The sequence below is a fragment of the Nitratireductor sp. WH36-1 genome, from assembly GCF_058725515.1.
The window spans coordinates 3149838-3173804 of the sequence record NZ_CM178970.1 but is presented as its reverse complement, the minus strand read 5'-3'; the positions used below and the strand labels follow the sequence as shown (position 1 = coordinate 3173804).

At 63.2% G+C, this 23967-nt stretch carries 26 protein-coding genes; 12 read left to right on the top strand and 14 right to left on the bottom strand.

The window, feature by feature from the left end; translation table 11 throughout:
* Positions 1-169: 169 nt before the first annotated feature.
* The 6 genes from moaB to AC4PTT_RS15365 form a co-directional block, all read right to left on the bottom strand.
* A complete protein-coding gene (moaB, locus tag AC4PTT_RS15390) occupies positions 170-724 on the bottom strand; it encodes a molybdenum cofactor biosynthesis protein B (protein ID WP_206547227.1) in 555 nt (184 codons plus the stop codon).
* Positions 702-1601 (bottom strand): 4-(cytidine 5'-diphospho)-2-C-methyl-D-erythritol kinase, encoded by a 900-nt coding sequence (locus tag AC4PTT_RS15385; RefSeq protein ID WP_492161570.1) that lies wholly within the window; start codon positions 1599-1601, stop codon positions 702-704. The genes moaB and AC4PTT_RS15385 overlap by 23 nt, the downstream gene beginning before the upstream one ends.
* A 100-nt stretch (positions 1602-1701) precedes the next feature.
* A complete protein-coding gene (locus AC4PTT_RS15380) occupies positions 1702-1887 on the bottom strand; it encodes an NfeD family protein (RefSeq protein WP_113154490.1) in 186 nt (61 codons plus the stop codon).
* A gap of 84 nt (positions 1888-1971) precedes the next feature.
* Positions 1972-2847 carry a S49 family peptidase gene (locus AC4PTT_RS15375; RefSeq protein ID WP_113154491.1) on the bottom strand — a complete coding sequence of 292 codons (876 nt, stop codon included), beginning with the start codon at positions 2845-2847 and terminating at the stop codon, positions 1972-1974.
* Positions 2848-2929: 82 nt separating this feature from the next.
* A complete protein-coding gene (locus AC4PTT_RS15370; protein WP_492161569.1) occupies positions 2930-3712 on the bottom strand; it encodes a tRNA1(Val) (adenine(37)-N6)-methyltransferase in 783 nt (260 codons plus the stop codon).
* Positions 3705-3944, bottom strand: coding sequence for a putative signal transducing protein (locus AC4PTT_RS15365; RefSeq protein ID WP_113154493.1), 240 nt, complete (start codon positions 3942-3944; stop codon positions 3705-3707). Before AC4PTT_RS15365 ends, AC4PTT_RS15370 begins: the two co-directional genes overlap by 8 nt.
* Before the next feature lie 171 nt (positions 3945-4115).
* Between AC4PTT_RS15365 and AC4PTT_RS15360 the strand changes: the two genes are divergently transcribed.
* From AC4PTT_RS15360 to AC4PTT_RS15345, 4 genes are all read left to right on the top strand, one after another.
* On the top strand, positions 4116-5129 hold the full coding sequence (locus AC4PTT_RS15360) for a polyprenyl synthetase family protein (RefSeq protein WP_113154494.1): 1014 nt from the start codon (positions 4116-4118) through the stop codon (positions 5127-5129).
* A gap of 127 nt (positions 5130-5256) precedes the next feature.
* The gene (locus AC4PTT_RS15355) at positions 5257-7314 is read left to right on the top strand and encodes a tetratricopeptide repeat protein (RefSeq protein ID WP_492161568.1); all 2058 of its coding nucleotides are present in this window, start codon (positions 5257-5259) and stop codon (positions 7312-7314) included.
* Positions 7315-7431: 117 nt separating this feature from the next.
* Complete coding sequence (locus AC4PTT_RS15350) at positions 7432-8364, top strand: glycine--tRNA ligase subunit alpha (RefSeq protein ID WP_204360896.1); 933 nt, start codon at positions 7432-7434, stop codon at positions 8362-8364.
* Positions 8365-8442: 78 nt separating this feature from the next.
* Positions 8443-8826, top strand: a complete 384-nt coding sequence (locus AC4PTT_RS15345) for a VOC family protein (protein ID WP_206545828.1) — start codon at positions 8443-8445, stop codon at positions 8824-8826.
* A 24-nt stretch (positions 8827-8850) separates the two neighbouring features.
* Here AC4PTT_RS15345 and AC4PTT_RS15340 read toward each other — a convergent pair whose 3' ends face one another.
* Positions 8851-9048 carry a hypothetical protein gene (locus AC4PTT_RS15340; RefSeq protein WP_206545829.1) on the bottom strand — a complete coding sequence of 66 codons (198 nt, stop codon included), beginning with the start codon at positions 9046-9048 and terminating at the stop codon, positions 8851-8853.
* 141 nt (positions 9049-9189) lie between these two features.
* On the opposite strand from AC4PTT_RS15340, the gene glyS reads away from it, so the two are divergent.
* Complete coding sequence (gene glyS / locus AC4PTT_RS15335) at positions 9190-11451, top strand: glycine--tRNA ligase subunit beta (RefSeq protein ID WP_492161567.1); 2262 nt, start codon at positions 9190-9192, stop codon at positions 11449-11451.
* A 97-nt stretch (positions 11452-11548) separates the two neighbouring features.
* Here glyS and AC4PTT_RS15330 read toward each other — a convergent pair whose 3' ends face one another.
* Both AC4PTT_RS15330 and AC4PTT_RS15325 read right to left on the bottom strand, forming a co-directional pair.
* The gene (locus AC4PTT_RS15330; RefSeq protein WP_206993755.1) at positions 11549-11962 is read right to left on the bottom strand and encodes a hypothetical protein; all 414 of its coding nucleotides are present in this window, start codon (positions 11960-11962) and stop codon (positions 11549-11551) included.
* Positions 11963-12060: 98 nt separating this feature from the next.
* Complete coding sequence (locus AC4PTT_RS15325; protein ID WP_492161566.1) at positions 12061-12597, bottom strand: hypothetical protein; 537 nt, start codon at positions 12595-12597, stop codon at positions 12061-12063.
* A gap of 161 nt (positions 12598-12758) precedes the next feature.
* Between AC4PTT_RS15325 and AC4PTT_RS15320 the strand changes: the two genes are divergently transcribed.
* Together AC4PTT_RS15320 and AC4PTT_RS15315 are read left to right on the top strand one after the other, a co-directional pair.
* Positions 12759-13715, top strand: a complete 957-nt coding sequence (locus AC4PTT_RS15320; protein WP_475078982.1) for an L-threonylcarbamoyladenylate synthase — start codon at positions 12759-12761, stop codon at positions 13713-13715.
* A 22-nt stretch (positions 13716-13737) separates the two neighbouring features.
* On the top strand, positions 13738-15153 hold the full coding sequence (locus AC4PTT_RS15315; RefSeq protein WP_283799249.1) for an FAD-binding oxidoreductase: 1416 nt from the start codon (positions 13738-13740) through the stop codon (positions 15151-15153).
* 155 nt (positions 15154-15308) lie between these two features.
* Here the strand turns inward: AC4PTT_RS15315 and AC4PTT_RS15310 are convergent, their stop codons facing one another.
* From AC4PTT_RS15310 to AC4PTT_RS15300, 3 genes are all read right to left on the bottom strand, one after another.
* Positions 15309-15713 carry a MarR family winged helix-turn-helix transcriptional regulator gene (locus tag AC4PTT_RS15310; RefSeq protein WP_492161565.1) on the bottom strand — a complete coding sequence of 135 codons (405 nt, stop codon included), beginning with the start codon at positions 15711-15713 and terminating at the stop codon, positions 15309-15311.
* Positions 15714-15896: 183 nt separating this feature from the next.
* Positions 15897-16280, bottom strand: coding sequence for a DMT family transporter (locus AC4PTT_RS15305; RefSeq protein WP_492161564.1), 384 nt, complete (start codon positions 16278-16280; stop codon positions 15897-15899).
* Between the two features lie 77 nt (positions 16281-16357).
* Complete coding sequence (locus AC4PTT_RS15300) at positions 16358-16678, bottom strand: DMT family transporter (protein ID WP_492161563.1); 321 nt, start codon at positions 16676-16678, stop codon at positions 16358-16360.
* Positions 16679-17169: 491 nt separating this feature from the next.
* Between AC4PTT_RS15300 and AC4PTT_RS15295 the strand changes: the two genes are divergently transcribed.
* Entirely contained in the window at positions 17170-17733 is a 564-nt protein-coding gene (locus tag AC4PTT_RS15295; RefSeq protein WP_113154507.1) for a DUF6101 family protein, read from the top strand.
* A gap of 35 nt (positions 17734-17768) precedes the next feature.
* Here the strand turns inward: AC4PTT_RS15295 and ubiA are convergent, their stop codons facing one another.
* Positions 17769-18752, bottom strand: coding sequence for a 4-hydroxybenzoate octaprenyltransferase (gene ubiA, locus AC4PTT_RS15290; protein WP_206545838.1), 984 nt, complete (start codon positions 18750-18752; stop codon positions 17769-17771).
* A gap of 158 nt (positions 18753-18910) precedes the next feature.
* On the opposite strand from ubiA, the gene purD reads away from it, so the two are divergent.
* Entirely contained in the window at positions 18911-20185 is a 1275-nt protein-coding gene (purD, locus tag AC4PTT_RS15285) for a phosphoribosylamine--glycine ligase (RefSeq protein WP_283799252.1), read from the top strand.
* Between the two features lie 177 nt (positions 20186-20362).
* Entirely contained in the window at positions 20363-20896 is a 534-nt protein-coding gene (locus AC4PTT_RS15280) for a chloramphenicol phosphotransferase CPT family protein (RefSeq protein ID WP_492161562.1), read from the top strand.
* A 21-nt stretch (positions 20897-20917) separates the two neighbouring features.
* On the opposite strand, the gene AC4PTT_RS15275 is transcribed toward AC4PTT_RS15280, so the two are convergent.
* Entirely contained in the window at positions 20918-21154 is a 237-nt protein-coding gene (locus tag AC4PTT_RS15275; protein WP_113154509.1) for a hypothetical protein, read from the bottom strand.
* 267 nt (positions 21155-21421) lie between these two features.
* Here AC4PTT_RS15275 and AC4PTT_RS15270 point away from each other — a divergent pair, with 267 nt between their 5' ends.
* A complete protein-coding gene (locus tag AC4PTT_RS15270; RefSeq protein ID WP_492161561.1) occupies positions 21422-23191 on the top strand; it encodes an acyl-CoA dehydrogenase family protein in 1770 nt (589 codons plus the stop codon).
* 23 nt (positions 23192-23214) lie between these two features.
* A complete protein-coding gene (locus tag AC4PTT_RS15265) occupies positions 23215-23967 on the top strand; it encodes a crotonase/enoyl-CoA hydratase family protein (protein ID WP_113154511.1) in 753 nt (250 codons plus the stop codon).

Below are 23967 nucleotides of genomic sequence, written 5' to 3'. Positions count from 1 at the left end.
GGAATCAGCATCGCTGCCGATGAATCTATTCCTATCGAACAAATGAGAACAAAGCAAGAACTTTAATCGGGGAACGGAACAGCCGTGTTTATCCACAGGCGTCAGGAGCCAGCATCCATGTGGATGCCAGCCTGGCTTGAAACAGGTTTTTGGAGAGGTGGGGTGCCGCTCAGGCGGACTTGCCGCCGCCGCGCTTCAGATGTTCGGCAAGTCGCGGCATGATTTCCACGAAATTGCAGGGCATGTGGCGGTAGTCGAACTGGTCCCTGAGGATGCCGTCCCAGGCATCGCGGCAGGCGCCCGTGGAGCCGGGCAGGGCGAAGACGAAGGTCTGGTCGATGAGGCCGGCGGTTGCGCGCGACTGGATGGTGGAGGTGCCGATCTTCTCAAAGGAGATGCGGTGGAAGACATGCGAAAAGCCATCCATGCGCTTGTCGAACAGCGGTTCGAGCGCTTCGGGCGTCACATCGCGACCGGTGAAGCCGGTGCCGCCGGTGGTGATGACGGCATCAATGCCGGCATCGGCGCACCAGAGTTTGACGGCCATGCGGATGGCCTCGACATCGTCGGCAACGATCCTGCGGTCGGTGAGCGTGTGGCCCGCCGCCTCGATGCGTTCGGCAAGCGTCTGGCCGGAGCGGTCATCTTCGAGCCCGCGCGTGTCCGAGACGGTGAGCACGGCGAAGCGCACGGGGATGAATTCACGGGTGGGCGTGGTCGGCATCTGGCTGCTCCGCTGCAAGGGTTTCGGTTTCAAGGACGAACCATTCGGGATGTTCGCAGGCAAGGGCGCGCCGGGCGCGCGCTGCCGCATCCGCTGATGAGAAAATTCCGAAACAGGTGGCGCCCGAACCCGACATGCGCGCGGTCAGCGCGCCGGCCCGCCTGAGAGCCCCAAGACCAACTTCGATCTGGGGCACGAGGCGGCGCGCTGGCATTTCCAGATCGTTGCGCGCGCCATCCAGCCAGCGGACGGCCGTTGCGGCGTCGGGCAGGTCCTCAAGGGCGGGAAGCGGAGCGTTGTCGCGCCGCTCAAGCGCTGAAAAGACTTCAGGCGTTGAGAGCGGAATGTTGGGGTTCACCAGAACGAGCGGCAGGGCGGGGAAGGCGGGGAGCGTTTCCAGAGCCTCACCGATGCCGCGCGCGATGAGGGGTTTGGAGGCAAGGCACATGGGCACGTCGGCCCCAAGCCGGAGGCCAAGGCGGATGAGATCGGTCTCGTTTATGGCGAGGTCCCAGTGGCGGGCGAGCAGGCGCAGGGCCGCAGCCGCATCGGCGGAGCCGCCGCCAACGCCCGATGCAACGGGCAGGTTCTTTTCCAGATGGAGCCGCACCGGCGCGCGCGCATCGCCGCCGAAGGTCTCGCGCAGGAGATCGCGGGCGCGGGTGACGAGATTGCCGGACCCGATGGGCACATGAGCGGCGTAATGGCCTGATACGAAGAAATCGTCTTCCGCGCCGTCTTCCACTTCCAGAAGATCACCATCGCCGGTGAAGGCCACCAGCGTATCGAGCAGATGAAACCCGTCCGCGCGTCTTCCGACGACATGCAGTGCCAGATTCACCTTGGCGGGCGCGATCATGCTGCCGTGTGGGGACATGTGAGGGGCCGGGTCCTGACCTTGAAGATGGAGGGAGCACCGGACCGAAAACGTGGAAACCGGTTTTCAGTTATCCCGATGCTCTATCTGCATGAATTCTCTAGTCTTTGGGAACGCGATATTCGCCCGTCTTGGGATCGTACACCAGTGTTCCCATGCTGCCATTGGCCGCTTCCTTGCGGGCGCGGCGCGCTTTTGCGGTCACGCGTTCGGCCTCGCGGACGAATTTGCGATAGCCCACATAGGCCACAACGCCGACTGCGGCGAAGAAGATCAGTTGGGGCATTGTCGATCCTCCGGTTTCATGCCACCGAGTTTAGCGCATCCATTCGGACGCACAAAGGACGCTTTGATCCGGCGCGGCGCCGGGTCAAAGCCCGTAGCGACGCCACAGCGCCTGTTCCTCTGCTGCTTCCAGAAGGCCGGAGGCTGCGTTGCCGGCAAAGGCCGCCCCGAGATCGGGCAGGCCGCCGGCGCTGCCGGCAATGCCAAGCTTGCGGCCGAACAGGCCACGCGGCTGGGTGATGAGGGCGAGTTTGGTCTTTTCGCCATAACGTTCCTTAAGCACCGAGCGCATGTCGCCGATGCCGTCCACAAGCCCCAGTTTCAGGGCGCTTTCGCCGGTCCAGAATGCGCCGGTGAAGAGATCGCCATCCTCGGCGAGCTTTGCGCCACGGCGTTCTTTCACCAGATTGATGAACGTGTCGTGGATTTCGAGCTGGAGCGATTTGAGGCGCTCCACGTCTTCCTTCTTCTCCGGCTGGAAGGGATCGAGGATCGCCTTATTCTGGCCGGCCGTGTGCACGCGCCGCTCGACGCCGATCTTCTTGAGCATCTCCGGGAAGCCGAAACCGGCGGAGACGACGCCAATGGAGCCGACGATGGAGGAGGGATCGACGATGATCTCGTCGCCGGCAATGGCGATCATGTAGCCGCCGGAGGCCGCCACATCCTCAACAAAGACGAAGACCTTCTTGTTCTTCTCCGTCGCGAGATCGCGGATGCGGCGGAAGATCAGGCGGGACTGCACGGGCGAGCCGCCGGGCGAATTCAGCGAAATGGCGACGGCCGGCGCATCCGGCATGGAAAAGGCGCGCTCGATCACTGCGGCCGTGGTCGCCAGCGACAGATTCTGGCGAAAGGCGCTGCTCGACGGCATGATTGCGCCGGAAAGCCGGATCACGGGAATGGTGACCGTATTGCCGCGCAGGCTTTTGGGAAGAAGACGGCTGAAGAAGCGTCGCAAGGGCTCTGTTGCTCCAGATGGCAGGGATTACAACTCAAAAGCATGTAGGCATTTGCGCGGGCCGTGCAATGGCGAAGCGCGCTCAATCACCAAAAAGCGCCGCCTGGCCATTGGTCAGCGCCTCGGCGCGTTCTGTTACCTGGTCGTCGCGGTCGCGCAGGACAAGCGGCGGCTCCAGCGTGAGGCCGGCGCGGTTTCCCTTCTGGGCGCGAATCAGAATGCGGATCGCGGGGCTTTCAGCCCGTCCATGCACCGGCACGATGCGCGCGCCGCCGAAACGGCCCTCCAGCGCGGCAAGAATTGCGGCCAGCGAGGCAGGGCGGGCGATCAGCGCCAGAAGCCCGCCCGGCGCCGTGATGGCGGCGGCGGTGCGCAGCCATGTCTCGAACAGATCGTCGGCCATCACATGCGCCGCCCGCTTCAGCGCATCGGGCGTGGCGCGGTCGCTGGCGCTGTTGAAAGGCGGGTTCATGACGACGCCGGAAAACGCATCGCGGCCAAGGCCTGCGGCTTCACGGGCCGTTCCGGTCAGCGTCACGTCGGCTTCGAGCACGGCGATACGGGTGGCAAGGGCGCCGTTCTGCGCAAGAGCGATGCTGCGGCGGGCGAAACCGGCCATCTCGGGCGCGTTTTCAACAAGGGTGATGTGCGTCTGCGGGCAGCGGGCGGCCACGGCAAAGCCGGCAGCGCCTGCGCCCGCGCCCAGATCTGCGACCGCACCGCTGAAACTGCCCGGAAGCGCGGACGCCACCAGCATCGCGTCCACGCCGGCGCGATGGCCGCGCCGCACGGGCTGGACCAGACGGAAAGCGTCTCGATGGAAAGAATCGACGCTGCAGGCCGCGTCGGGAACCGTGTCAGTCATTGTCTCTGTCGCTGCTGCGCATCTCGTGTTCTATGCCCGCATCCTCAAGCAGCTGATGGGCCGCCTGACGGTCTTCCTCGTCTATCAGGATGCGCTTTGGCAAGATGCCGAGCGACCCTTCCAGAATGCTCATGTTCTGGTCGGCGACGAAACAGGCAATGCCCGCATCGCGCAGCAGGCTCTGGACGAAGGAAATGACGACGGGATCGTTGGTGCGGACAAGCTCGAACATGGTGCGACGTTGACAGTTTGCGCCACGGCTGTAAACGACTTCGTGAATAACCGGGGTTACCCCGCGCGCATTCGCCGCTTGCTCCCGTGGGGCAGGGGGAACTAGATTGCGTTGAACGTTTATGAGTTCCGGCTAAGAAGTTCCGGCCCTGCCGCAATTGGAGGACCATCTGTGGGTGTAGTATTGAATCTTGACGGCAAGCGCGGCGCCGCCTCCGTCGCCAGCCTCATGGAGCTGACCGCCGACGAGATGGCGCGTGTAAACGAGCTGATTCTCTCCAAAGCGGGCTCGGATGTGGAACTCATCCCCGAACTTGCAAAGCACCTGATCGATTCCGGTGGCAAGCGCCTGCGTCCGATGGTGACGCTCGCCGCCGCCCAGATGTTCGGCTATTCGGGCGAGGGACATGTGAAGCTCGCCACCAGCGTCGAGTTCATGCACACGGCAACGCTTTTGCACGACGATGTGGTGGATGAAAGCGACCTGCGCCGTGGCCGCAAGACCGCGCGCATGATCTGGGGCAACCAGGCAAGCGTTCTGGTGGGCGACTTCCTGCTCGGTCAGGCGTTCCGCATGATGGTTGAAGTCGGCTCGCTTGAGGCACTCGACATCCTGTCGACCGCCGCTTCGGTGATTGCCGAGGGCGAGGTACTGCAGCTCAGCGTCGCCAAGAACCTGGAGACGACCGAGGACGACTATCTCGCGGTCATCAAGGCGAAGACGGCGGCCCTGTTCTCGGCAGCGGCGGAAGTCGGCCCCGTGGTCGCAGGCGCGACCCGCAACGACCGCGCCGCATTACGCTCTTACGGCACCAATCTCGGCCTTGCGTTCCAGCTGGTCGACGATGCGCTGGATTATGGCGGCAAGAGCTCGGACCTCGGCAAGAATGTCGGCGACGACTTCCGCGAGGGCAAGGTGACCCTGCCGGTGATCCTGAGCTATCGCCGTGGCAGCCCCGAAGAGCGCGCCTTCTGGAAGAGCGCCATCGAGGACAACCAGTGCGATGACGCGGCGCTGGAAAAGGCAATGACCCTGATGCAGAAACACGGTGCGATCGGCGACACGATCGGCCGGGCGCGCCATTTTGGCGAAATCGCCCGCGATGCGCTCGCGCCGCTGGAGAATACACCGCAGAAAGACGCGCTCCTTGACGTGATCGACTTCTGCATCAGCCGGGTGACCTAAAGTAATTCTTGACGTTGAAGCGCTTCCGCAAAAAGGCCATGCTTGTCTGCAAGACGGGAAGGGATTCCCAGCGTCTTCGCTTTGGCGGAGGAGCAAGAGACGAGGGCAGCATGCAGCGGGACGGTAAATGAGAAAGCGCATCAACTCGAGACTGTTGGCAACGGTTGGTCTGGCGGGATTTCTCGCTCTTGCACCCCAGACGGGGTCTGCCAAGGAAGGCGGGGTGGACGATAACGATCTGATCTCGATCTCCTCCTTCTCCGGCGCGTTCCTTGCCGCCAGAGCGGCGGAAGCCGACAACGATCTCGACAGCGCCATCGATTATTACGAGCGCGCGCTTTCCTTCGAGCCCGATAATCAGGTGATCCAGCAGAGCCTGCTTCTCTCGCTGGTTTCGGAAGGCCGTTTCGAGGCGGCGCTTCCACATATGCGTTCGCTCAAATCCGTGCCCGAGATCGAGCGCTTTTCGCGCCTCGGCCTTGCGGTGGATGCGCTGCGCAACGAAAAATACGAAGAGGCCGGAGACTGGTTGAAGCTGGTTCTGGAATCGGATCTCGACCGGCTGATCACCTCCATCATGTCTTCATGGAGCAAGGTGGGCGAAGGCAATTCCGACGAGGCGCTCAAGGCGCTGGACGATCTGGAAGGGCCGGAGTGGTATCGTCTGTTCAGCACCTATCATGATGCGCTGATCAAGATGCAGAGCGGCATGAACGAAGAGGCAGAGAAGGCCTTCGACGCTCTGCTGAGCGACGTGGCGTCGGCATCCGCCGGCCCGGACACCTATATGCGCGCGGCTGAAACCTATGCCGCATGGCTCGCCTCACGTGGCGAGAAGGAAAAGGCGCTCGCCGCGCTCGACAAGGGCGAGACCTATATTACGGGCCGCGCTGCGACGACCATTCTGCGTGAAAACATCGAGGCCGGCGAAGAGGTTGTCGTGCCGGTGGCCGATGCGCGCGCGGGTGCTGCCGAAATTCTCCTCAACATCGCGACCGCGCTCAACCGTGGCGGCGGCGAGCCCTTCGTAAAGCTCTATCTGAACTATGCGCTGGTGCTCACGCCCGACAATGACGACATTCTGATCCAGCTTGCTTCGCTCGCCGAGCAGCAGAGCGAGCCGGAAAAGGCCATCGCCTTCTATGAGCGGATCGGCGACGGGTCGCCCTGGCGGCGTCTTGCGGAACTGCAAACAGGTTTGAACCTGGCTGATCTCGACCGCCATGAAGAGGCGGAGACCTATCTCAATACGGCAATCGAGCAGGATCCCGACGACATTCGCGCCTATCTGGCGCTGGGCCGCGTCTATGCGGTGCAGAAGGATTATGCATCGGCGGCGAAGGTCTATGACCGCGCGGTCGAGCGTGTCGAAGAGCCGGAACGCGAGGACTGGAGCCTCTTCTACCAGCGCGGCATCGCCTATGAGCGGTTGAAAGAGTGGGAGAAGGCGGAGCCGAATTTCTTCAAGGCGCTGGAGCTTTATCCCGACCAGCCGCAGGTTCTGAACTATCTGGGCTATTCCTGGGTCGACATGAACATGAAGCTGGAAGAGGGGATGAAGCTCATCGAGCGCGCGGTCGAGCTGCGCCCCAATGATGGCTACATCGTCGATTCGCTTGGCTGGGCGCATTACCGGCTTGGCCGTTATGAAGAAGCGGCAAGCGAGCTGGAACGCGCGGTGGCGCTGCGGCCGGAAGATCCGGTGCTCAACGACCATCTGGGTGACGCCTACTGGCGCACGGGCCGCAAGCTCGAAGCCACCTATCAGTGGGCGCATGCGCGCGATCTCGATCCCGAGCCGGACCTGCTGGCCGAGGTGGAGAAGAAGCTCAAGGACGGTCTGCCGGAAGAAGACCGGAAGCGCCTTGCCGAGGTTTCACCGGCGGACGCGGTGAAAACCGACGAGAGCGCCACAGCCGAGGCTGCGCCCAATACGGCCCCTGCGCCTGAAACGGTGGAACCGGAAGCAGAGCCCGAGAGCGAGGCGAAGGCTCCCGAAACGCCGCAGAACGCTGCGACAGGTGGTGCGATGTACACCATCAAGCCCGGTGAGACGCTCTGGTCCATCGCTGTCGACCAGCTTGGCGATGGCGAGCGGTTCCGTGACATTCTGGCGGTCAATCCGGCGCTCAAGAGCAATCCCGATCTGCTCAGGGCAGGGCAGGAAATCCGGCTCCCGGACTGAGTTCGTGTCTTCCGCGCCTTGACGCTTGCCGGGGCGCGGAATAGGACGAGCCGGCATCCACCCCGGAGAAGCCCGGAATCCACCCGGAGAAGCATTGTGAACGCCCCCAGCACCGACCTGCCCAACACGCACCCCACGCGCTCGTTTCAGGGCCTCATTCTGACCCTGCACAATTACTGGGCCTCGCATGGCTGCGTCATCCTGCAGCCCTACGACATGGAAGTGGGCGCGGGCACGTTTCACCCGGCCACGACGCTGCGCTCGCTTGGTCCGAAGCCGTGGAACGCGGCCTATGTGCAGCCTTCGCGCCGCCCGGCGGATGGCCGCTATGGCGAAAACCCGAACCGGCTCCAGCACTATTATCAGTATCAGGTCATCCTGAAGCCGAACCCGTCCAACCTGCAGGAGCTCTATCTCGGCTCGCTGGAGGCCATCGGCCTCGACATGGCGACGCATGATGTGCGCTTCGTGGAAGATGACTGGGAAAGCCCGACGCTCGGCGCATGGGGCCTTGGCTGGGAGTGCTGGTGCGACGGTATGGAAGTGTCGCAGTTCACCTATTTTCAGCAGGTCTGCGGCATTGAATGCGCGCCTGTTGCCGGCGAGCTGACCTATGGTCTGGAGCGGCTGGCCATGTATGTGCAGGGCGTGGACAATGTCTACGACCTCAATTTCAACGGCCTGGAAGGCGACGCCAAGGTGACCTATGGCGACGTGTTCCTGCAGGCCGAGCAGGAATATTCGCGCTTCAACTTCGAATATGCCGACACGGACATTCTGTTCCAGCACTTCAAGGACGCCGAGGCCGAGTGCCGCGCGATCCTGGAGGCCGGTGCGCCGGCGGAAGCGGGCAATCTGCACAAATGCGTGTTCCCGGCCTATGACCAGTGCATCAAGGCGAGCCATGTGTTCAACCTGCTCGATGCGCGCGGCGTGATCTCTGTGACGGAGCGCCAGAGCTACATTCTGCGCGTGCGCGAGCTGGCCAAGGCCTGCGGTGAGGCCTTCCTGCTCACCGATGCCGGCGGCGCGGAGAAGGCAGCGGCCTGATCAATCTCCTTTGGCGAATGATGAAGCGGGGCGTATCATGGATGCGCCCCTTTTTCATTTGGGCCAACGGAGGAGATCATGACGCAGCATGGCCATTTCCACTGGAACGAACTGATGACCCGCGACGCGGAGAAGATGAAGAGCTTCTACGCGGATGCGGTGGGCTGGACCTTTGACGACATGGACATGGGCAACGGGCAGACCTACTGGATCGCCATGGTTGGCGAAACGCCGGTGGGTGGCATGTTCACCATGGCCGGTCCGGATTTCGACGGCGTTCCGGAATACTGGATGTCCTATCTCTCGGTGGATGACGTGGATGCCGCCCTTGAGAAAGCGAAGGCAGGCGGCGCATCGGTGATGCGCGAGCCCTTCGATGTGCCGGGTGTTGGCCGCATCGCCATTCTGCGCCAGCCGGGTGGCGCGGTGATTGGCTGGATGACGCCTGTCGACATGAGCTGAAGCACCGGTCCGGACAAAAGACCTTCAGGCGCGGCCGATCAGGCCTGCAAGATGTGCGGCGTCGGCCGGAGCGGCCATGGCGCAGAGTTCCGTTTGCTGTGTCGAAAGGGTCCGCAGGGCGCGGCGTATGCCGGAGGGGCGTTCGCTGCTGCCGGGCACGGCCTGAATGGTCAGGCAGGCGCTGAGCGCGATTGAATGCAGGAGCGTTGAGGCGGTTGTCATTGTCTTCGTCCGGGGTGTGAACTGATGCAGGTCAGTCGCGCTGCGGCACGAAAAGGTTCATTCCCGGGTCGTGGCGGGTGACATTGGCGGGCGGAGTTGCTATTGCCGCACCCAATACAGTCCGCTTTTCAGAGATCCCAAATGCCCGATCTTCTTCTCGAACTCCGCTCCGAGGAAATTCCCGCCCGCATGCAGCGCAAGGCTGCCGGCGATCTGAAGAAGCTGGTAACAGACGGTCTCGTGGATGCCGGTCTCACCTATGAGGCGGCGACCGAGTACTGGACGCCGCGCCGGCTGACGCTCGACATTCGCGGCGTGACCGCCCGCTCGAAGGATGTGCGCGAGGAGCGCAAGGGCCCGCGCACGGATGCGCCGGAAAAGGCGATCCAGGGCTTTCTGCGTGGCGCAGGGCTTTCCTCCATCGATGAGGCCGAGGTTCAGACCGACCCCAAGAAGGGCGATTTCTATGTTGCGGTGATCCAGAAGAAGGGCCGCGCGGCCGAAGAGATCGTCGCCGACATCATGCCGGGCATCATCCGCAATTTCCCATGGCCGAAATCCATGCGCTGGGGTGCGGCTTCTGCAAAGCCCGGCAGCCTGCGCTGGGTGCGGCCGCTTCAGTCCATCCTGTGCACCTTCGGTCCGGAGACCGAGGAGCCGGTGGTGGTCGATTTCGAGATCGACGGCATTCGCGCCGGCAATGTGACCCGTGGCCACCGCTTCCATGCGCCGGACGCCATCACGGTGCGCCGTTTCGAGGATTACGCGGAGAAGCTGGAAGCGGCGAAGGTCGTGCTCGATCCCGACCGCCGCAAGCGCATCATTCTCGATGACGCGCGCAATCTCGCTTTCGCGAACCGGCTTGAGCTGGTGGAAGACGAGGGGCTTCTGGAAGAGGTTTCGGGCCTCGTGGAATGGCCCGTGGTGCTGCTCGGCGAGTTCGAAGAAGACTATCTGACGATCCCGCCGGAGGTTATCCGGCTGACCATCCGCGCCAACCAGAAGTGCTTTGTCTGCCGCCCGCAGGGCGAGACGGACACACTTTCCAACCGCTTCGTCATCACCTCGAACATCGAGGCGAAGGACGGCGGCAAGGAAATCGCCTATGGCAATGGCAAGGTGGTGCGCGCGCGCCTTTCCGATGCACTCTATTTCTGGAAGACCGACCAGGCGGATCTGCCTGATCTCGGCAAGCTTGAAGCCTCGGCCAAAAAGTTCGGGCTCGACCTTGCAAAGCCGCTCGACCAGCGCATGGCGCGGCTCGACCATCTGGGCGTGACTTTCCATGCCAAGCTCGGCACGCAGGGCGAGCGCGTGGCGCGCATCGCGGCGCTGGCGGAGGGAATTGCGCCGCTGGTGGGGGCCGATCCGGCAGAGGCCGTGCGCGCGGCGCATCTGGCCAAGGCCGATCTCCAGACCGAAGTTGTGGGCGAGTTCCCGGAGCTGCAGGGCTTCATGGGCCGCAAATATGCGAGCCTTCAGGGCGAGAGCGATGCGGTGGCGGCGGCCATCGAGGATCACTACAAGCCACAGGGACCGAACGACGCCGTGCCGACCGATCCGGTCTCCGTCGCGGTGGCGCTGGCCGACAAGCTTGATATGCTCGTGGGGTTCTGGGCGATCGATGAAAAGCCGACGGGAAGCAAGGATCCTTATGCGCTGCGCCGTGCGGCGCTGGGCGTGATCCGCATCGTGATTGAGAACAGCTTGTTCTCTACTCTAGTATCTATCTGCGAGCAGCATCGGCAGTATGTTGTCAAAGATGTAGGTTCTGCTGCCAATAAAGCTCAAAAGGAAAAGCAGAATGTCGGGATTATTTTTGGGACTTTCGCATCTTTAAGTGTTGGTAGAAATATAAACGGCCGGATCATCGACTCGCAGATTGCCGATCTGCTCTCCTTCTTCCATGACCGTTTGAAGGTTTATCTGCGCGATCAGGGCGCGCGCTACGATCTGATCGACGCGGTGATTTCGGAAGACAGCGACGATCTGCTTCTGATCGTGCGCCGCGTGGAAGCACTGTCGGAATTCCTCGCCACCACCGATGGCGAAAACCTTCTGGCCGGTGCAAAGCGCGCGGCAAACATCGTCGCTGATGCGGAGAAGAAGGGCACGACCATCGCCGATACGGTGGATGCGGGCCTTTTTGCAACGGATGAGGAGCGGGCGCTGTTCGACAGTCTTGAAGAGCAGGAGCGCTTCGCCGGCGAGGCCATCGCGGAGAATGACTATGTGAAGGCGCTGTCCTTCCTTTCGGCGCTGCGCCAGCCGGTCGACGCCTTCCTTGACGGGGTGATGGTCAATGCGGATGACGAGGCCGTGCGGGCAAACCGCCTGGCGCTGCTCGCCCGCATTCGCAGCGCGACGGCCCAGGTGGCCGACTTCTCCCGGATCACCGGGTAAGAGGATCGCTGCGCCCCGTTCGGGCGCATGAGAGATGATTGAACATGGGCCGGGAAGCGGATTTCGCTTTCCGGCCCTGTTCTTTAGGGTCCTGACCCTAGGCGAAGACGTAAACCGCCAGCGCCACTGCCAGATAGGAGGCGAGGCCTGCCAGCGGCCCGAGCTTCTGCAGATAGGCGGGCGGGGGCGTGCCGGGTGAGGCGCGCTTCACGGCCACGAAGCCGAGAATCGCGACCACCAGAATGAAACCTGCTGCCAGAAGCTTTAGGATGAAGGCGGTGCTCATCAATGCGCCGTCATACTGGACGAGCCACATCCACAGGCCGGTGAGCCACAGGAGCACGACGCCGATCAGCGTGATGAGGGTGAAGCGCGGCCGCAGCGCCAGAAGACCCTGCGGCGGCGCGCCATCGGAGCGTTTGGCCTGGATGGCCACCATCATGCCCCCCATGCCGCCGGCAGCCCCCAGCATGAGGCCGAAAAAATGCAGGATTTTCATGAAGGTCAGCATGGGAAATTTCTCCGAACAATGTTGCCGGAGGGTGCGTTGCGGCGCGCGCAAGGTCAAGCCGGGCTGAAATACCCATCCTGACAGCCTGATGGCAGGAACTATTCGGGGCGGCCGAGGGGCTGACCGGAAGGTGGCGCTGCGGATGGAGGTGCTGCGGCAGGCCCGTTGTCTGCTTTCGTCCCGGCGCGACGTTTTGCCTTGTGCCGGCGCTCTGGCGCAGCGGGCGTGGCCTGCTCCGTCTTTCGAGGTGCGGAAGCAGAGCGCGGGGCAGCCGGACCGGTCTCGCCGCCGCGGATCACCCTTGGCAACTGGCGCGGTCTCTGCGGAATGGAAGACGTGGTTTCGCCTGTCGCCGGCCCAAGCGAATGCGCGGGCGCGCCGATGTCGACCATGGAAGGGGAGAGGTGGTGGGGCGCTATCTCCGGCATGGCGCTCAGGGCAGGGCCGGGATAGGAGAGCGGTGGCGTATCCGGTGCGGGCTGCCGTTCTTCCAGCGCAAGCTCCTTGAGCGCGATGGTCGAATGCTGGTGCAGATGCTCTTCGGATTTCAGCTCAAGAAGGGATGAAGCGCGAACGTCGCCAGCCGCGACAAGCAGCATGGTGACAAGCAGTGGCTTCACGAGCCCTGATCGCATTCTTCTCCCCCAGTCATTGGCGGTTTATGGCGCGCATTTCATTTCGCCTGACCACTCAAACGCGAAATCCCTTAAGATTCAGCAAACTCGCTTGCCGGCGAACTTGCCCGTCATGGGCAGGCGCGATACTCAGCAGAGGGATTTTTATGAGGATCTGGTGCTTGGCTGATATCCTGCCGGAGAGTGAAGCCCTGTCGCGGGCGGTCGAATTGTTGCGTGAGGGAGCGGCCATCGCCATCCCCACGGAAACGGTTTACGGGCTGGCCGCCGACGCCACCAATGGCGAGGCGGTGGCGCGCATCTATGAAACCAAGGGGCGCCCGCAGTTCAATCCGCTGATCGCCCATGTGGCGGACATCGCGATGGCCGAACGTATCGCCAATTTCAATCCGCTTGCGCGCAGGCTGGCCGATGCGTTCTGGCCGGGGCCGCTGACACTGGTTCTGCCGCACCGCGCGGGATCGGGCATTCATCCACTGGTGACAGCGGGGCTTGACACGATTGCGCTGCGCTGCCCCAGAGGGTTCGGCGCGCGCGTGATTGCGGCGCTGGACCGGCCTGTCGCAGCTCCCAGCGCCAACACATCCGGGCGCATCAGCGGCACCACGGCGCAGGCCGTTGCGGCCGATCTGGGCGCGCGCATTCCGCTGATCGTGGATGGCGGGCCGACCCCGGTGGGGCTTGAATCCACCATTGTGAAGGTTTCGGACGACGGGATTGCGCTGTTGCGGCCGGGCGGCATTGCGGCAGAAGAGATCGAACGCGTTGCCGGTCTTCCGCTCGCGCGCGGGGCAAAGGGCGTACAGGCTCCGGGCATGCTCGCATCGCATTATGCGCCGAGCGCCCATATGCGGCTCAACGTGACACAAGTGGAGGCGGGTGAGGCGCTTTTGGCCTTCGGTCCCCGGCGAGTGGCGGGCGCGGAAAAGGCGGTTGCGCTGCGCAATCTCTCCGAAAGTGGAGATCTGCGGGAAGCCGCGACCAATCTTTTCTCCCATCTTCTCGCGCTGGACAGTTCGGGCGCTGCCACAATCGCTGTGGAGCCGGTGCCCCTTGAAGGGCTGGGCGAAGCCATCAATGATCGCCTGGCGCGCGCTGCCGCGCCCCGTGACAGCTAATTCCTGAGGAACCCATCCATCCATGACCATCGATGCCGCACTGCTCGCCCGCTTTTCAGAAATCGTCGGTGAGCGCCATGCGCTGACCGCCCCGGACGAGATCGCGCCCTATGAGGAGGAGCCGCGCGGCCTTTTCGGAGGCAAGACGCCGCTTGTGCTGCGCCCGGGTTCTGTGGACGAGGTGAGCGCGATTCTGCGGCTGGCCAGCGAAACCGGCACGGCGGTGGTGCCGCAGGGCGGCAATACGGGCCTTGTGGGCGGCCAGATGCCCGATGGCGATGGCAATGAGATCGTTCTCTCGCTTTCGCGTCTCAATCAGATCCGCGAGATCGATTTGCAGTCCAACACGGCCACCGTGGAGGCAGGCGTGGTTCTGCAGGTGCTGCAGGAAGAAGTGGCGGAGAAGGATCGCCTGTTTCCCCTGTCGCTCGGTTCGCAGGGCTCCTGCCAGATCGGCGGCAATCTCTCGTCCAATGCAGGCGGTGTGGGCGCGCTCGCCTATGGCACGGCGCGCGACCTCTGCCTCGGCGTGGAAGTGGTGCTGCCGAGCGGCGAGGTGTTCGATGATCTGCGCAAGCTCAAGAAAGACAACACCGGCTACGATCTGAAAGACCTGTTTGTCGGCGGAGAGGGCACGCTCGGCGTTATCACTGCGGCGGTGGTGAAGCTCTTCCCCATGCCCAAGGGGCGGGAACTGGCCTGGGCGGCGCTGCCTTCGCCAGCCGATGCGCTGCGCTTTTTCGAGATGGCCAATGACCGCGCCGGCAACGGGCTCACGGCATTCGAACTCATCGAGCGCACGCCGCTGGCGTTCACGCTGGCGCATGTGCCCGGCGCTGTCGATCCGCTGGAAGAGGCGCATCCCTGGTATGTGATGATCGAGATTTCGTCCGGCCGCTCCGCCGACGACGCCAAGGAACTGATGGAAGAGATCCTGACCGTCGCCTTCGAGGAAGGGCTGGTGGTCGACGCGGCCATTGCCCAGAACGAAGGGCAGGCCAATGCTTTCCGCCATCTGCGTGAGTCCATGTCGGAGGCGCAGAAGCCCGAGGGCGGTTCCATCAAGCACGACATTTCGGTGCCGGTCTCGGACATTCCCGCATTCATCGAGCGGGCAGGGCCTGCCGCACAGAAGGTCGCACCGGGCTGCCGCGTGGTCTGTTTCGGCCATATGGGCGACGGCAATCTGCACTACAACATTTCGCAGCCGGAGGGCGGCGACAAGCAGGCCTATCTGGCGCTCTACCGCGAGATGAACGACGCCATCCACGCCATTGTACGCGATCTGAACGGTTCCTTCTCGGCCGAGCATGGCATCGGGCGGATGAAGCGCGACGAACTCGTCGCCACGCAGCCGGCCATCGCCACGGAGCTGATGCGCCGGGTGAAGGCGGCATTCGACCCGGCTGGCATCATGAACCCGCACAAGGTGATCTAGGGTCCTGATCCCAGGGTTCGGGCAGACGTGTGAGGCCTTAGAGCGTTTCCGCTTTTCGTTGAATCGCGCAAACGCTCTCATGCATTGTTTTTGCGCAATTCCGGACGGAAAACCGGTTTCCACTTTTCCTGGAATTGCTCTTGGGAAGGGCGCGGCTATCTTGCGGGTATTGCGGTAAGCATGCCTTCAAGGCCGCTTTCCTTCAGGGCGCTTGAGAGTGCGGCTTCGTAATCGGCCCGGGCCTCTTCGAGCCGCGCCTCTCCCTTTTCGGTGATGACGGAGAAGACGCCGCGCTTGTCGTCTGCACAGACGTCGCGAACCGTCAGGCCGGACCGCTCCATGCGCTCCACCATGCGCGAAATCGAACTCTGGTTGAGCTGAAGATGGGTCGCCAGATCCTGCATGCGCAGTTCGCGATCCGGAGCCTTCGCCAGCGCCTGAAGCGCGCGGTATTCGGAAAGGCCAATGCCGTGCTCGCTGGTCAGCATGCGGGCGATTTCGCTTTCCACAGTGCTGACGGTGTGGACCAGGCGGAGCCAGGCATCGCTTGAACTGGGCATGGCTTGGTCTCCTGCGGGCGGTTGGCTGATGGTGAAGCAGATGTATGCGCATGCAAAATCTGTTTCAAGCCGCTCTCCTGTCGATATGCGCTTCCCTCGGCTTTGGCTGGGCTTTTCGGAAAGCGGAGCGCCCGCAGCGGAGCGCCCGCAGCGGGGCGCGCCGCGGGGCTTTGGGGGCGACGATCAGCCTGCGCCGGTCTGCTCGCCGGCAAATCTGGGGCTGTCAGCCAGTTTGAGCCAGACCACACCGCCGATGATGACGGCGAGCCAGCCGATCTGGCCGAGCGTGAGCGGCTGATCGAGAAGCAGGCTGCCGAAGGTTGCCGCGCCGACCGCGCCAATGCCGGCCCAGACTGCATAGCCGATGCCGACATCGATGGTCTTGAGAGCCGCGCTCAGAAAATAGAGCGTCAGCAGGAAGAAGATGATGGCAGCGATCGACCAGGACGGGACCGTGAAGGCCTGGCTGCCGCCGACGCTGAGGGCGTAGCCGATCTCGAATGCGCCGGCCAGCAGCAGCATGATCCAGGCGCGGGGGTTGCCCGTGGTGTTGGTGTTGGTGGTCATGGGGAAGGTTCCTTGAGGCGATGGGCGGAGCGGCAGGCGCGCCAAACCGGCGAGTGAGGGGAGGGCTCTCCGTTGCACTATGCTGCGCCGGTGAGGCGCAGGCCGACAACGCCGCCAATGACGAGGAGAATGCCAAAACCCTTCTTCCAGTCGAGCCGCTGGTTGAAGAAGAGTGCGCCGATCACGACGATGCCGACGCCGGCAACCGAGGTCCAGATCGCGTATCCCACGCCCACGTCGAAGGTGAGCAGGGCGAGGCTCAGGAAAAACGTGGCGATGGCGCCGCTGATGAGCGTGGCGGCGGTCCAGAATGGCTGGGTGAAGCCCTGCGCCCTGCCAGCCGATATGGCGACGGCGACTTCGAAGATGACGGCGATGCCGAGATATAACCAGTGCATGAGGGGATTCCTTTCGAATTGAGCGGTTCGGGGCATGGCGGCGATGCGTGGAGTGGCTGCTTCTCGCAGTCGTGATTCCAGTTCAGGCAGGGCCGGGTGGTTGGTTTCCATCTGGTTGCATGTGCATACATATTGATTTGCACAGATGGTGTCAATTTATTTGCTTGCGCATGCAATTAAATAGTGAGCAGGCAGGCTTTCTGACGCAGCGTGAGGGCTCTGGCGGGCACTTGCGGGTTCAGAAACCCAATGCGCCACCCCTTGTCTTTCGGGCCTTTGGGCAATGCCGTTTACGTTCCGGTGAGGGGACTTTCCAGACCGTTACACCCGGTTGGAAATCGCTAACCAATTGTAAGGTCAGCAAAATTTAACTGACTTTCTAAGCCTGCCGGTAACGGGCCATCGCTAGAGTGCATCCCATAACGAGGTCGAAAACGACCCGGTGAGAGAACCGGAAAACCGGCTCTCAGGAGTGACAGGAAGGCAAAGACATGAACGGTGGGCTTAAGCCAGTCTGGGCGGGCCGCGCGATGCGGCTCGACCCTTTTCATCTGCCGCAGGCGGTGAGCTATGCGTCGCATGATGCATTCGGTGAGGTGTCCTTCACCATCAATCAGCGTGGTGTGCGGATGCGGCGTCTGCTCAGCCAGAGCGGCCTGCCGGTGACCTTTGCGCTGCCGCCGCGCGCATTTCGTGGCGTGGCTGCCCGCGCCATGGAAGATGATTTCGGTGACGTGACCGTCACGCTCGAACTGCACCATTCCGATCCGATGCTGTGCGTGCCGCTTCTGGTGGCGGACGATCTGGACGATGTGGCCGCTGACTGGCGCGCCTGGTCCGAAGCGCTTGGCCTGCCCATGCTCATGATCGAGGATGATGGTCTTGCCCATGCGCTTGAAGAGAGCATTGGCGAAGTGAAGGCCGCGCCACCGCAGGAGCGCCGTCAGGGCCGCCCGGTGCGTGCGCGCCGTCCGCGCTTTCTCGCCCGCCGCAAATGCGGAAGCCTCGGTGTGCGCGTGGTTGTCGGGGGCGACGAGATCATCGCCCGCGACTGAACCGCAGCCTTAGAAAACAGTCTTGGAAAGTTGCCTTAGAACTGTGGGCTGATGACGGCCCACAGGCTGCCGCCGATAAGGCCCAGGAAAATCAGCCAGCCAACCACATTGTTGGAACGGAAGAGCGCAAGGCACTGGTCCGGATTGTCGATGTCGATGACCCGGATCTGACGCGCCATATGCGCGCCGGCGGCGATCAGACCGGCGAGTGCTGGCATCGGCACTTCAGCGAGCGCAAAGGCGACGGCGAAGAACAGAAGCGCGCCGCCATAAAGCGCGATCAGCCATTGACGGGTCCTGTCGCCAAACAGGCGCGCGGTTGAACGCACGCCAACAATGGCGTCGTCTTCCTTGTCCTGATGCGCATAGATCGTGTCATAGCCGATCACCCAGAGGATGGAGCCGAAATAGAGCAGTACGGGCGCAAGCGTGAGGCTTTCGAAATCGGCTGCCCAGCCCATCAGCGCGCCCCAGGAAAAGGCAAGTCCCAGAAAGAGTTGCGGCCAGTCCGTGAATCTCTTTGCGAAGGGATAGATCGCCACGACCGCAAGCGAGGCAAAGCCCAGCGCGATGGCGAAGATGTTGAACTGGACAAGCACCAGAAGACCGACAAGCGCCTGCGCGATGAGGAAGGCCCAGGCCTGCTTGCGCGAGACCTGACCGGAGGGCAGGGGGCGCGAACGGGTGCGCTCGACCGCATCATCGATGCGCTGGTCGACGATGTCGTTATAGGTGCAGCCCGCGCCGCGCATGGCGATCGCGCCGATGAGGAAAAGCCCCAGGTGCCAGAGCGAAGGCAGTACGTCTTCCAGAGGCGCGCCGGGCCGTGCATAGGCGGCTGCGGCCAGCGCGGCGGACCACCAGCAGGGCCACAGAAGCAGCTGCCAGCCAATGGGGCGATCCCAGCGGGCGAGCTGCGCATAGGGCCACATGGCCTGCGGCATGACACGATAGACCCAGTGTCCGGAGGGGGCATCCGAGACGCGGCCCTGACCCTGACGGGACTGGATCTTTTCCATGACGCATTTTCCTTCTTGTTGTCTCCTTCAGGAGGGAGTGGCAAGGCCTGATGCGCGCGTCAAGCGTTTCTGTCGTGGGAAGTTGGCATCTGCGCCTTGATTTTCGCGGCAAAGAGCCATAGCCCGAAGCGACAATTGAACAAGTGGGGATGCGTGGCATGAATGTTCTCTTGATCGGATCCGGCGGCCGTGAGCACGCGCTCGCCTGGAAACTTGCGGCCTCCCCGGTTTTGACAAAGCTCTATGCCGCGCCGGGCAATCCCGGCATGACGCAGGATGCCGAATGCGTTGCGCTCGACGTGTCGGACCATGACGCCGTCGTTGCGTTCTGCCGTGAGAAAGGCGTCGACCTCGTGGTGGTCGGCCCGGAAGCGCCGCTGGTGGCGGGGCTTGCCGATGCGCTGAACGCTGCGGACATTCGCGTGTTTGGCCCGAGCGCCGCCGCTGCCCGGCTTGAAGGTTCCAAGAGCTTCACCAAGGAACTGTGCGACCGCTACGGCATTCCCACCGCCGCCTATGGCCGCTTTGAGAACGCGCTGGCTGCGCGCGCCTATGTGCGCGAGCAGGGCGCGCCCATCGTCATCAAGGCCGACGGGCTTGCCGCCGGCAAGGGCGTGACCGTCGCGATGACGGAAGACGAGGCGATTGCGGCAATCGACGAGTGTTTCGACGGCAGCTTCGGCGAGGCGGGCGCTTCGGTCGTGGTGGAGGAATTTCTGGAAGGCGAAGAGGCGAGCTTCTTCTGCCTGTGCGATGGCGCTGCGGCGCTGCCCTTCGGCACGGCGCAGGACCACAAGCGCGTGGGCGATGGCGACACCGGCCCGAACACCGGCGGCATGGGCGCCTATTCGCCGGCTCCGGTGCTGGACGAAGCCATTCTGGCGCGCACCATGGCCGAAATCATCGAGCCGACGCTCAAGGGCATGGCGGAGATGGGCGCACCCTTCACCGGCGTTCTCTATGCGGGCCTGATGCTGACCAAGGACGGCCCCAAGCTCATCGAATACAATGTGCGTTTCGGCGATCCGGAATGCCAGGTGCTGATGATGCGCCTCAAGGAAGACCTTCTGGCGCTTCTCAATGCGGCGGTGGACGGCCAGCTCGCGCATGTTTCTGCCCGCTGGCGCGACGAGGCAGCGCTTACCGTGGTGCTGGCGGCCAATGGGTATCCGGCAAGCCCGGAAAAAGGCACGGCGATCCACGGGCTCGAGGCCGCGGCTGCGGACGAGAATGTCGAAATCTTCCACGCCGGCACGGCGCTGAAGGACGGTGTTCTGGTGGCCAATGGCGGCCGCGTTCTCAATGTCACGGCGCTTGGCGCTTCAGTCACGGAAGCGCAGCAGAACGCCTATCGCGCGGTGGACCTGATCGACTGGCCGGAAGGTTTTTGCCGCCGCGACATTGGCTGGCGCGCGGTGGAGCGCGAAGGCTGAGGCGGGATGCCGACTGCGCGCATGACGCCTTTCATGCCGATGACAATGTGAAATCGTTCAATGCCGGTGATGGTTGGAGCAGGTGAAGCGGGCCGCCGCGTGCTTTGAGACTGCGCTTCATGTCAATCTTCCGTCACGCGGGGCGGATAGAAGCGTATCAACGGCACCAGGCTCTCCATGACCCAGATCATCTTTCTCCACGGCGCTTCGAGCAGCGGCAAGTCGACGCTTGCGCGGGCGCTTCAGGCGCGCATCGAGCTGCCTTTCTGGCATGTCTCGATAGACCATCTGCGCGATGCCGGAGTTCTGCCGCTACAGCGGTTCCGGCGCGGCGATTTCGACTGGCAGGCCGCCAGGCCCGCCTTCTTCAAGGGGTTTCACGCGTCTCTGGCAGCCTATGCGAGGGCGGGGAACAATCTGATCCTTGAACATATTCTGGATGACGACGCATGGCTGCCCGAGCTTCAGGAGCTGCTTGCGCCATTCGATGTCTATTTCGTCGGGCTTCATTGCCCGCTGACTGTTCTCAACGAGCGGGAGGCGGCGCGTGGAGACAGGCCCGTGGGCAGTGCGCAGCGTGATTTCGAGACGGTGCATCTCGGAAAGAACTATGATCTCGAACTACAGTCTCTCGACGGCGCAGAGCACAATTCCGATCTGGTCCTCAGGGGCTGGAGAGGCGGGGCGCGCAATTCGGATTTCGCGCAATAGGTGCTGCGTCGCCCCAGCGGCCTAGTCCTCGAACTGATATTCCGTCTCGAAGGGATCGGGCGCGGGCTTGTCGGGCAGGGTGCCTTCGGCCGCGCGCTTCTTGTGGTGGGCCAGTGAGCATTCGATGGAGCAAAGAATGCCGCGGTCGGTCCAGTAGGCCGGGCCGTTATCGATGTCGCCCTGATGATAGGTGAAGCCCGGCATGCCGAGTGCCTTTCCGCATTCGATGCAGCGATGTTTTTCCGGTCTTGCAAGCATGGGGCGTTCCTTCCGTTGGCCGGTTTCTACCGCACCGAACCGAAAAGTGGAAACCGGTTTTCGATGACTTCGATGTGCCGTCGAACCTTTGGAGCCTCCTTTGTGCCACCGGATGGCCGCATCGTGATCCGACCCTGGTATCAGACGCTGCAAGCTTTCTAAGATTGACGTTTACGTAAAGAGAAAATATCAATCTTGCGCCAATGTATGATGGCGAGCGCTTTGCTGAACGGCTAGGGTCTCGCCGGACATCAGGAGGATTGCAGCATGTACCGAGCCCCTGTCGATGAAATCGCCTTCACCCTGAAACACGTCACCGGCTTTGCCGCTGACCTCGACAGCGGCCGGTTCGGCGATCTGTCGGAAGATCTGGTCGACGCCATCGTGGCGGAGGCAGGCCGCTTTGCAGCCGAAGAAATCGCGCCGCTGGCGCGGGTGGGCGACGAACAGGGCGCGGTGTTGAAGGACGGGGCCGTCACCACGCCGCCGGGCTGGGCCGATCTCTATCGCCGCTGGTGCGAGGGTGGCTGGAACGGGCTTGCCGCGCCCGAGGAATTCGGCGGGCAGGCGCTGCCGACGCTTCTCTCGGTCGCCGCCTTCGAGATGTGGAATTCCGGCTCCATGGCCTTCGCCATCGGTCCGACGCTGACGGTCGGCGCAATCGAGGCGCTCGACAAGCATGCGAGGCCCGAGCTGCAGCAAAAATATCTGGAAAAGCTCGTTTCCGGCGAATGGATGGGCACGATGAACCTGACGGAGCCGCAGGCCGGTTCCGACCTCAACGCGCTCAAGGCGCGGGCCGAGCCGGTGGGCGACGGCACTTATCGGATTTTTGGCCAGAAGATTTTCATCACCTATGGCGAGCACGATTTCACCGACAACATCGTGCATCTGGTTCTGGCGCGGCTGCCGGATGCGCCGGCGGGCACCAAGGGCATTTCGCTGTTTCTGGTGCCGAAATTCTTCGTCAATGATGACGGATCGCTCGGCGCGCGCAATGACGCCTTCTGCGCCTCCATGGAGCACAAGCTCGGCATTCACGCTTCGCCCACCTGCACCATGATCTATGGCGACGGCAAGTTCGGCGACACGCCGGGCGCTGTCGGCTGGCTGATCGGCGAGGAAAATCGCGGGCTGGCCTGCATGTTCACCATGATGAACAACGCCCGGCTGGCAGTCGGCATGCAGGGTGTGGGCATTGCCGAAACCGCCACGCAGAAAGCGCTGGCCTATGCGCAGGACCGTCGGCAGGGCCGCGCCGCAGGTTCTAAGGGCGAAGGCATGAGCCCGATCGTGGCGCATCCCGATATCAAGCGCATGCTTTTGACCATGAAGGCGCAGACCCAGATGGCGCGCGCCATCACCTATTCCTGCGCCTACGCGATCGACCGGGCGCGGCTCGGTGAGGGCGATGAGGCTAAGGCCTGGCAGGCGCGCGCGGATATCCTGACGCCCATGGCCAAGGCATTCTCCACCGATGTGGGCGTGGATGTCGCCTCGCTTGGCGTGCAGGTGCATGGCGGCATGGGCTATGTGGAAGAGACGGGCGCTGCCGCGCTTTATCGCGACGCCCGCATTGCGCCGATCTATGAGGGCACCAACGGCATTCAGGCCATCGATCTCGTCATGCGCAAGCTGCCGCTTCAGGGCGGCGAGGCGATGGCGGCATTCTTAAACGAGTTGCGGGCAGACCATGCCGCGCTCTCGGACGCATCGGGGCTTGGCGCAACGGCGGAAAGGCTGGGCCAGGCGCTGGATGATCTGGAGGAGACAACGGCGTATCTCACCAAGGCGCTCTCCGAGGGGCGGGTGAACGAGGCGCTTTGCGGCGCAACGCCTTATCTGCGGCTTTTCTCGCTGGTTATCGGCGTTGCGCTGAACGCGCGGGCGCTTGCCGCCGGCGACCGGCCCGACCACGCCGTTCTGGTGCGTTTCATGGCGGAAAACCTGCTCGTGGAGACGGCAACGCTCAGGCAGCAGGTGATCGGCGGCGCTGACAGTCTGGATGCGGCCGCTGACGCGCTGCTTTCGGCCTGAATGTTCCGGGAGGAGGAGAAACCATGAGCGAACATGTTCTGATCGAGCGGCGCGGTGCGGTGCAGGTGATCCGCCTGAACCGGCCTGAAAAGAAGAACGCCATCACCCGCGCCATGTATGCGGCGATGGCCGAAGCGCTGAAGCGCGGCGATGAGGATGCGGACGTGCGCTGCCACGTCATTCTGGGGCAGAAGGGCGCGTTTTCCGCCGGCAATGATCTGGCCGATTTTCTGGCGGTCGCCACGGGCGGCGAGGGCGGTCAGGAGGTCTATGATTTCCTTCTGGCGCTTGCAGGGGCGGCAAAGCCTCTGGTCTCCGGCGTCGATGGCGTTGCGGTGGGCATCGGCACGACGATCCACATGCATTGCGACCTGACCTTCGCGACGCCCGCGACCGTGTTCTCCACGCCCTTTGTCGATCTCGGTCTGGTGCCTGAAGCGGGCTCCAGCCTGCTCGCTCCGGCGATCATGGGGCAGCAGCGGGCGTTTGCCCTTCTGGCTCTGGGCGAGGGGTTGCCGGCAGCCGATGCTTGTGCTGCGGGGCTCATTCACAGGGTTGTGGGGGCAGAGGCGCTCGAAGAGGCGGTGTTTGCGGCTGCCGAGGCGCTTGTGGCAAAACCGCCGGAGGCGCTGAAGATTGCCCGCGATCTGCTACGCGGTCCGCGCGACGACGTGATCGCGCGCATTCGCGAGGAGGCGGAGCATTTTCGTGCGCGCCTCAAATCGGATGAGGCGCGCGCCGCCTTCATGGCTTTCATGAGCCGCAAGGCGTCCTGA

Bases quoted from the DNA above. Each gene is read 5' to 3' on its own strand.
- glyS (WP_492161567.1), top strand. From the start codon at position 9,190: ATGCCCGATCTTCTTCTCGAACTCCGCTCCGAGGAAATTCCCGCCCGC.
- AC4PTT_RS15270 (WP_492161561.1), top strand. From the start codon at position 21,422: ATGTACCGAGCCCCTGTCGATGAAATCGCCTTCACCCTGAAACACGTC.
- AC4PTT_RS15275 (WP_113154509.1), bottom strand. From the start codon at position 21,154: ATGCTTGCAAGACCGGAAAAACATCGCTGCATCGAATGCGGAAAGGCA.
- AC4PTT_RS15385 (WP_492161570.1), bottom strand. From the start codon at position 1,601: ATGTCCCCACACGGCAGCATGATCGCGCCCGCCAAGGTGAATCTGGCA.
- AC4PTT_RS15310 (WP_492161565.1), bottom strand. From the start codon at position 15,713: ATGCCCAGTTCAAGCGATGCCTGGCTCCGCCTGGTCCACACCGTCAGC.
- purD (WP_283799252.1), top strand. From the start codon at position 18,911: ATGAATGTTCTCTTGATCGGATCCGGCGGCCGTGAGCACGCGCTCGCC.
- AC4PTT_RS15340 (WP_206545829.1), bottom strand. From the start codon at position 9,048: ATGACAACCGCCTCAACGCTCCTGCATTCAATCGCGCTCAGCGCCTGC.
- AC4PTT_RS15280 (WP_492161562.1), top strand. From the start codon at position 20,363: ATGACCCAGATCATCTTTCTCCACGGCGCTTCGAGCAGCGGCAAGTCG.
- AC4PTT_RS15365 (WP_113154493.1), bottom strand. From the start codon at position 3,944: ATGTTCGAGCTTGTCCGCACCAACGATCCCGTCGTCATTTCCTTCGTC.
- AC4PTT_RS15265 (WP_113154511.1), top strand. From the start codon at position 23,215: ATGAGCGAACATGTTCTGATCGAGCGGCGCGGTGCGGTGCAGGTGATC.
- AC4PTT_RS15345 (WP_206545828.1), top strand. From the start codon at position 8,443: ATGACGCAGCATGGCCATTTCCACTGGAACGAACTGATGACCCGCGAC.
- AC4PTT_RS15325 (WP_492161566.1), bottom strand. From the start codon at position 12,597: ATGCGATCAGGGCTCGTGAAGCCACTGCTTGTCACCATGCTGCTTGTC.
- ubiA (WP_206545838.1), bottom strand. From the start codon at position 18,752: ATGGAAAAGATCCAGTCCCGTCAGGGTCAGGGCCGCGTCTCGGATGCC.
- AC4PTT_RS15370 (WP_492161569.1), bottom strand. From the start codon at position 3,712: ATGACTGACACGGTTCCCGACGCGGCCTGCAGCGTCGATTCTTTCCAT.
- AC4PTT_RS15300 (WP_492161563.1), bottom strand. From the start codon at position 16,678: ATGCACTGGTTATATCTCGGCATCGCCGTCATCTTCGAAGTCGCCGTC.
- AC4PTT_RS15295 (WP_113154507.1), top strand. From the start codon at position 17,170: ATGAACGGTGGGCTTAAGCCAGTCTGGGCGGGCCGCGCGATGCGGCTC.
- moaB (WP_206547227.1), bottom strand. From the start codon at position 724: ATGCCGACCACGCCCACCCGTGAATTCATCCCCGTGCGCTTCGCCGTG.
- AC4PTT_RS15355 (WP_492161568.1), top strand. From the start codon at position 5,257: ATGAGAAAGCGCATCAACTCGAGACTGTTGGCAACGGTTGGTCTGGCG.
- AC4PTT_RS15380 (WP_113154490.1), bottom strand. From the start codon at position 1,887: ATGCCCCAACTGATCTTCTTCGCCGCAGTCGGCGTTGTGGCCTATGTG.
- AC4PTT_RS15330 (WP_206993755.1), bottom strand. From the start codon at position 11,962: ATGCTGACCTTCATGAAAATCCTGCATTTTTTCGGCCTCATGCTGGGG.
- AC4PTT_RS15315 (WP_283799249.1), top strand. From the start codon at position 13,738: ATGACCATCGATGCCGCACTGCTCGCCCGCTTTTCAGAAATCGTCGGT.
- AC4PTT_RS15305 (WP_492161564.1), bottom strand. From the start codon at position 16,280: ATGACCACCAACACCAACACCACGGGCAACCCCCGCGCCTGGATCATG.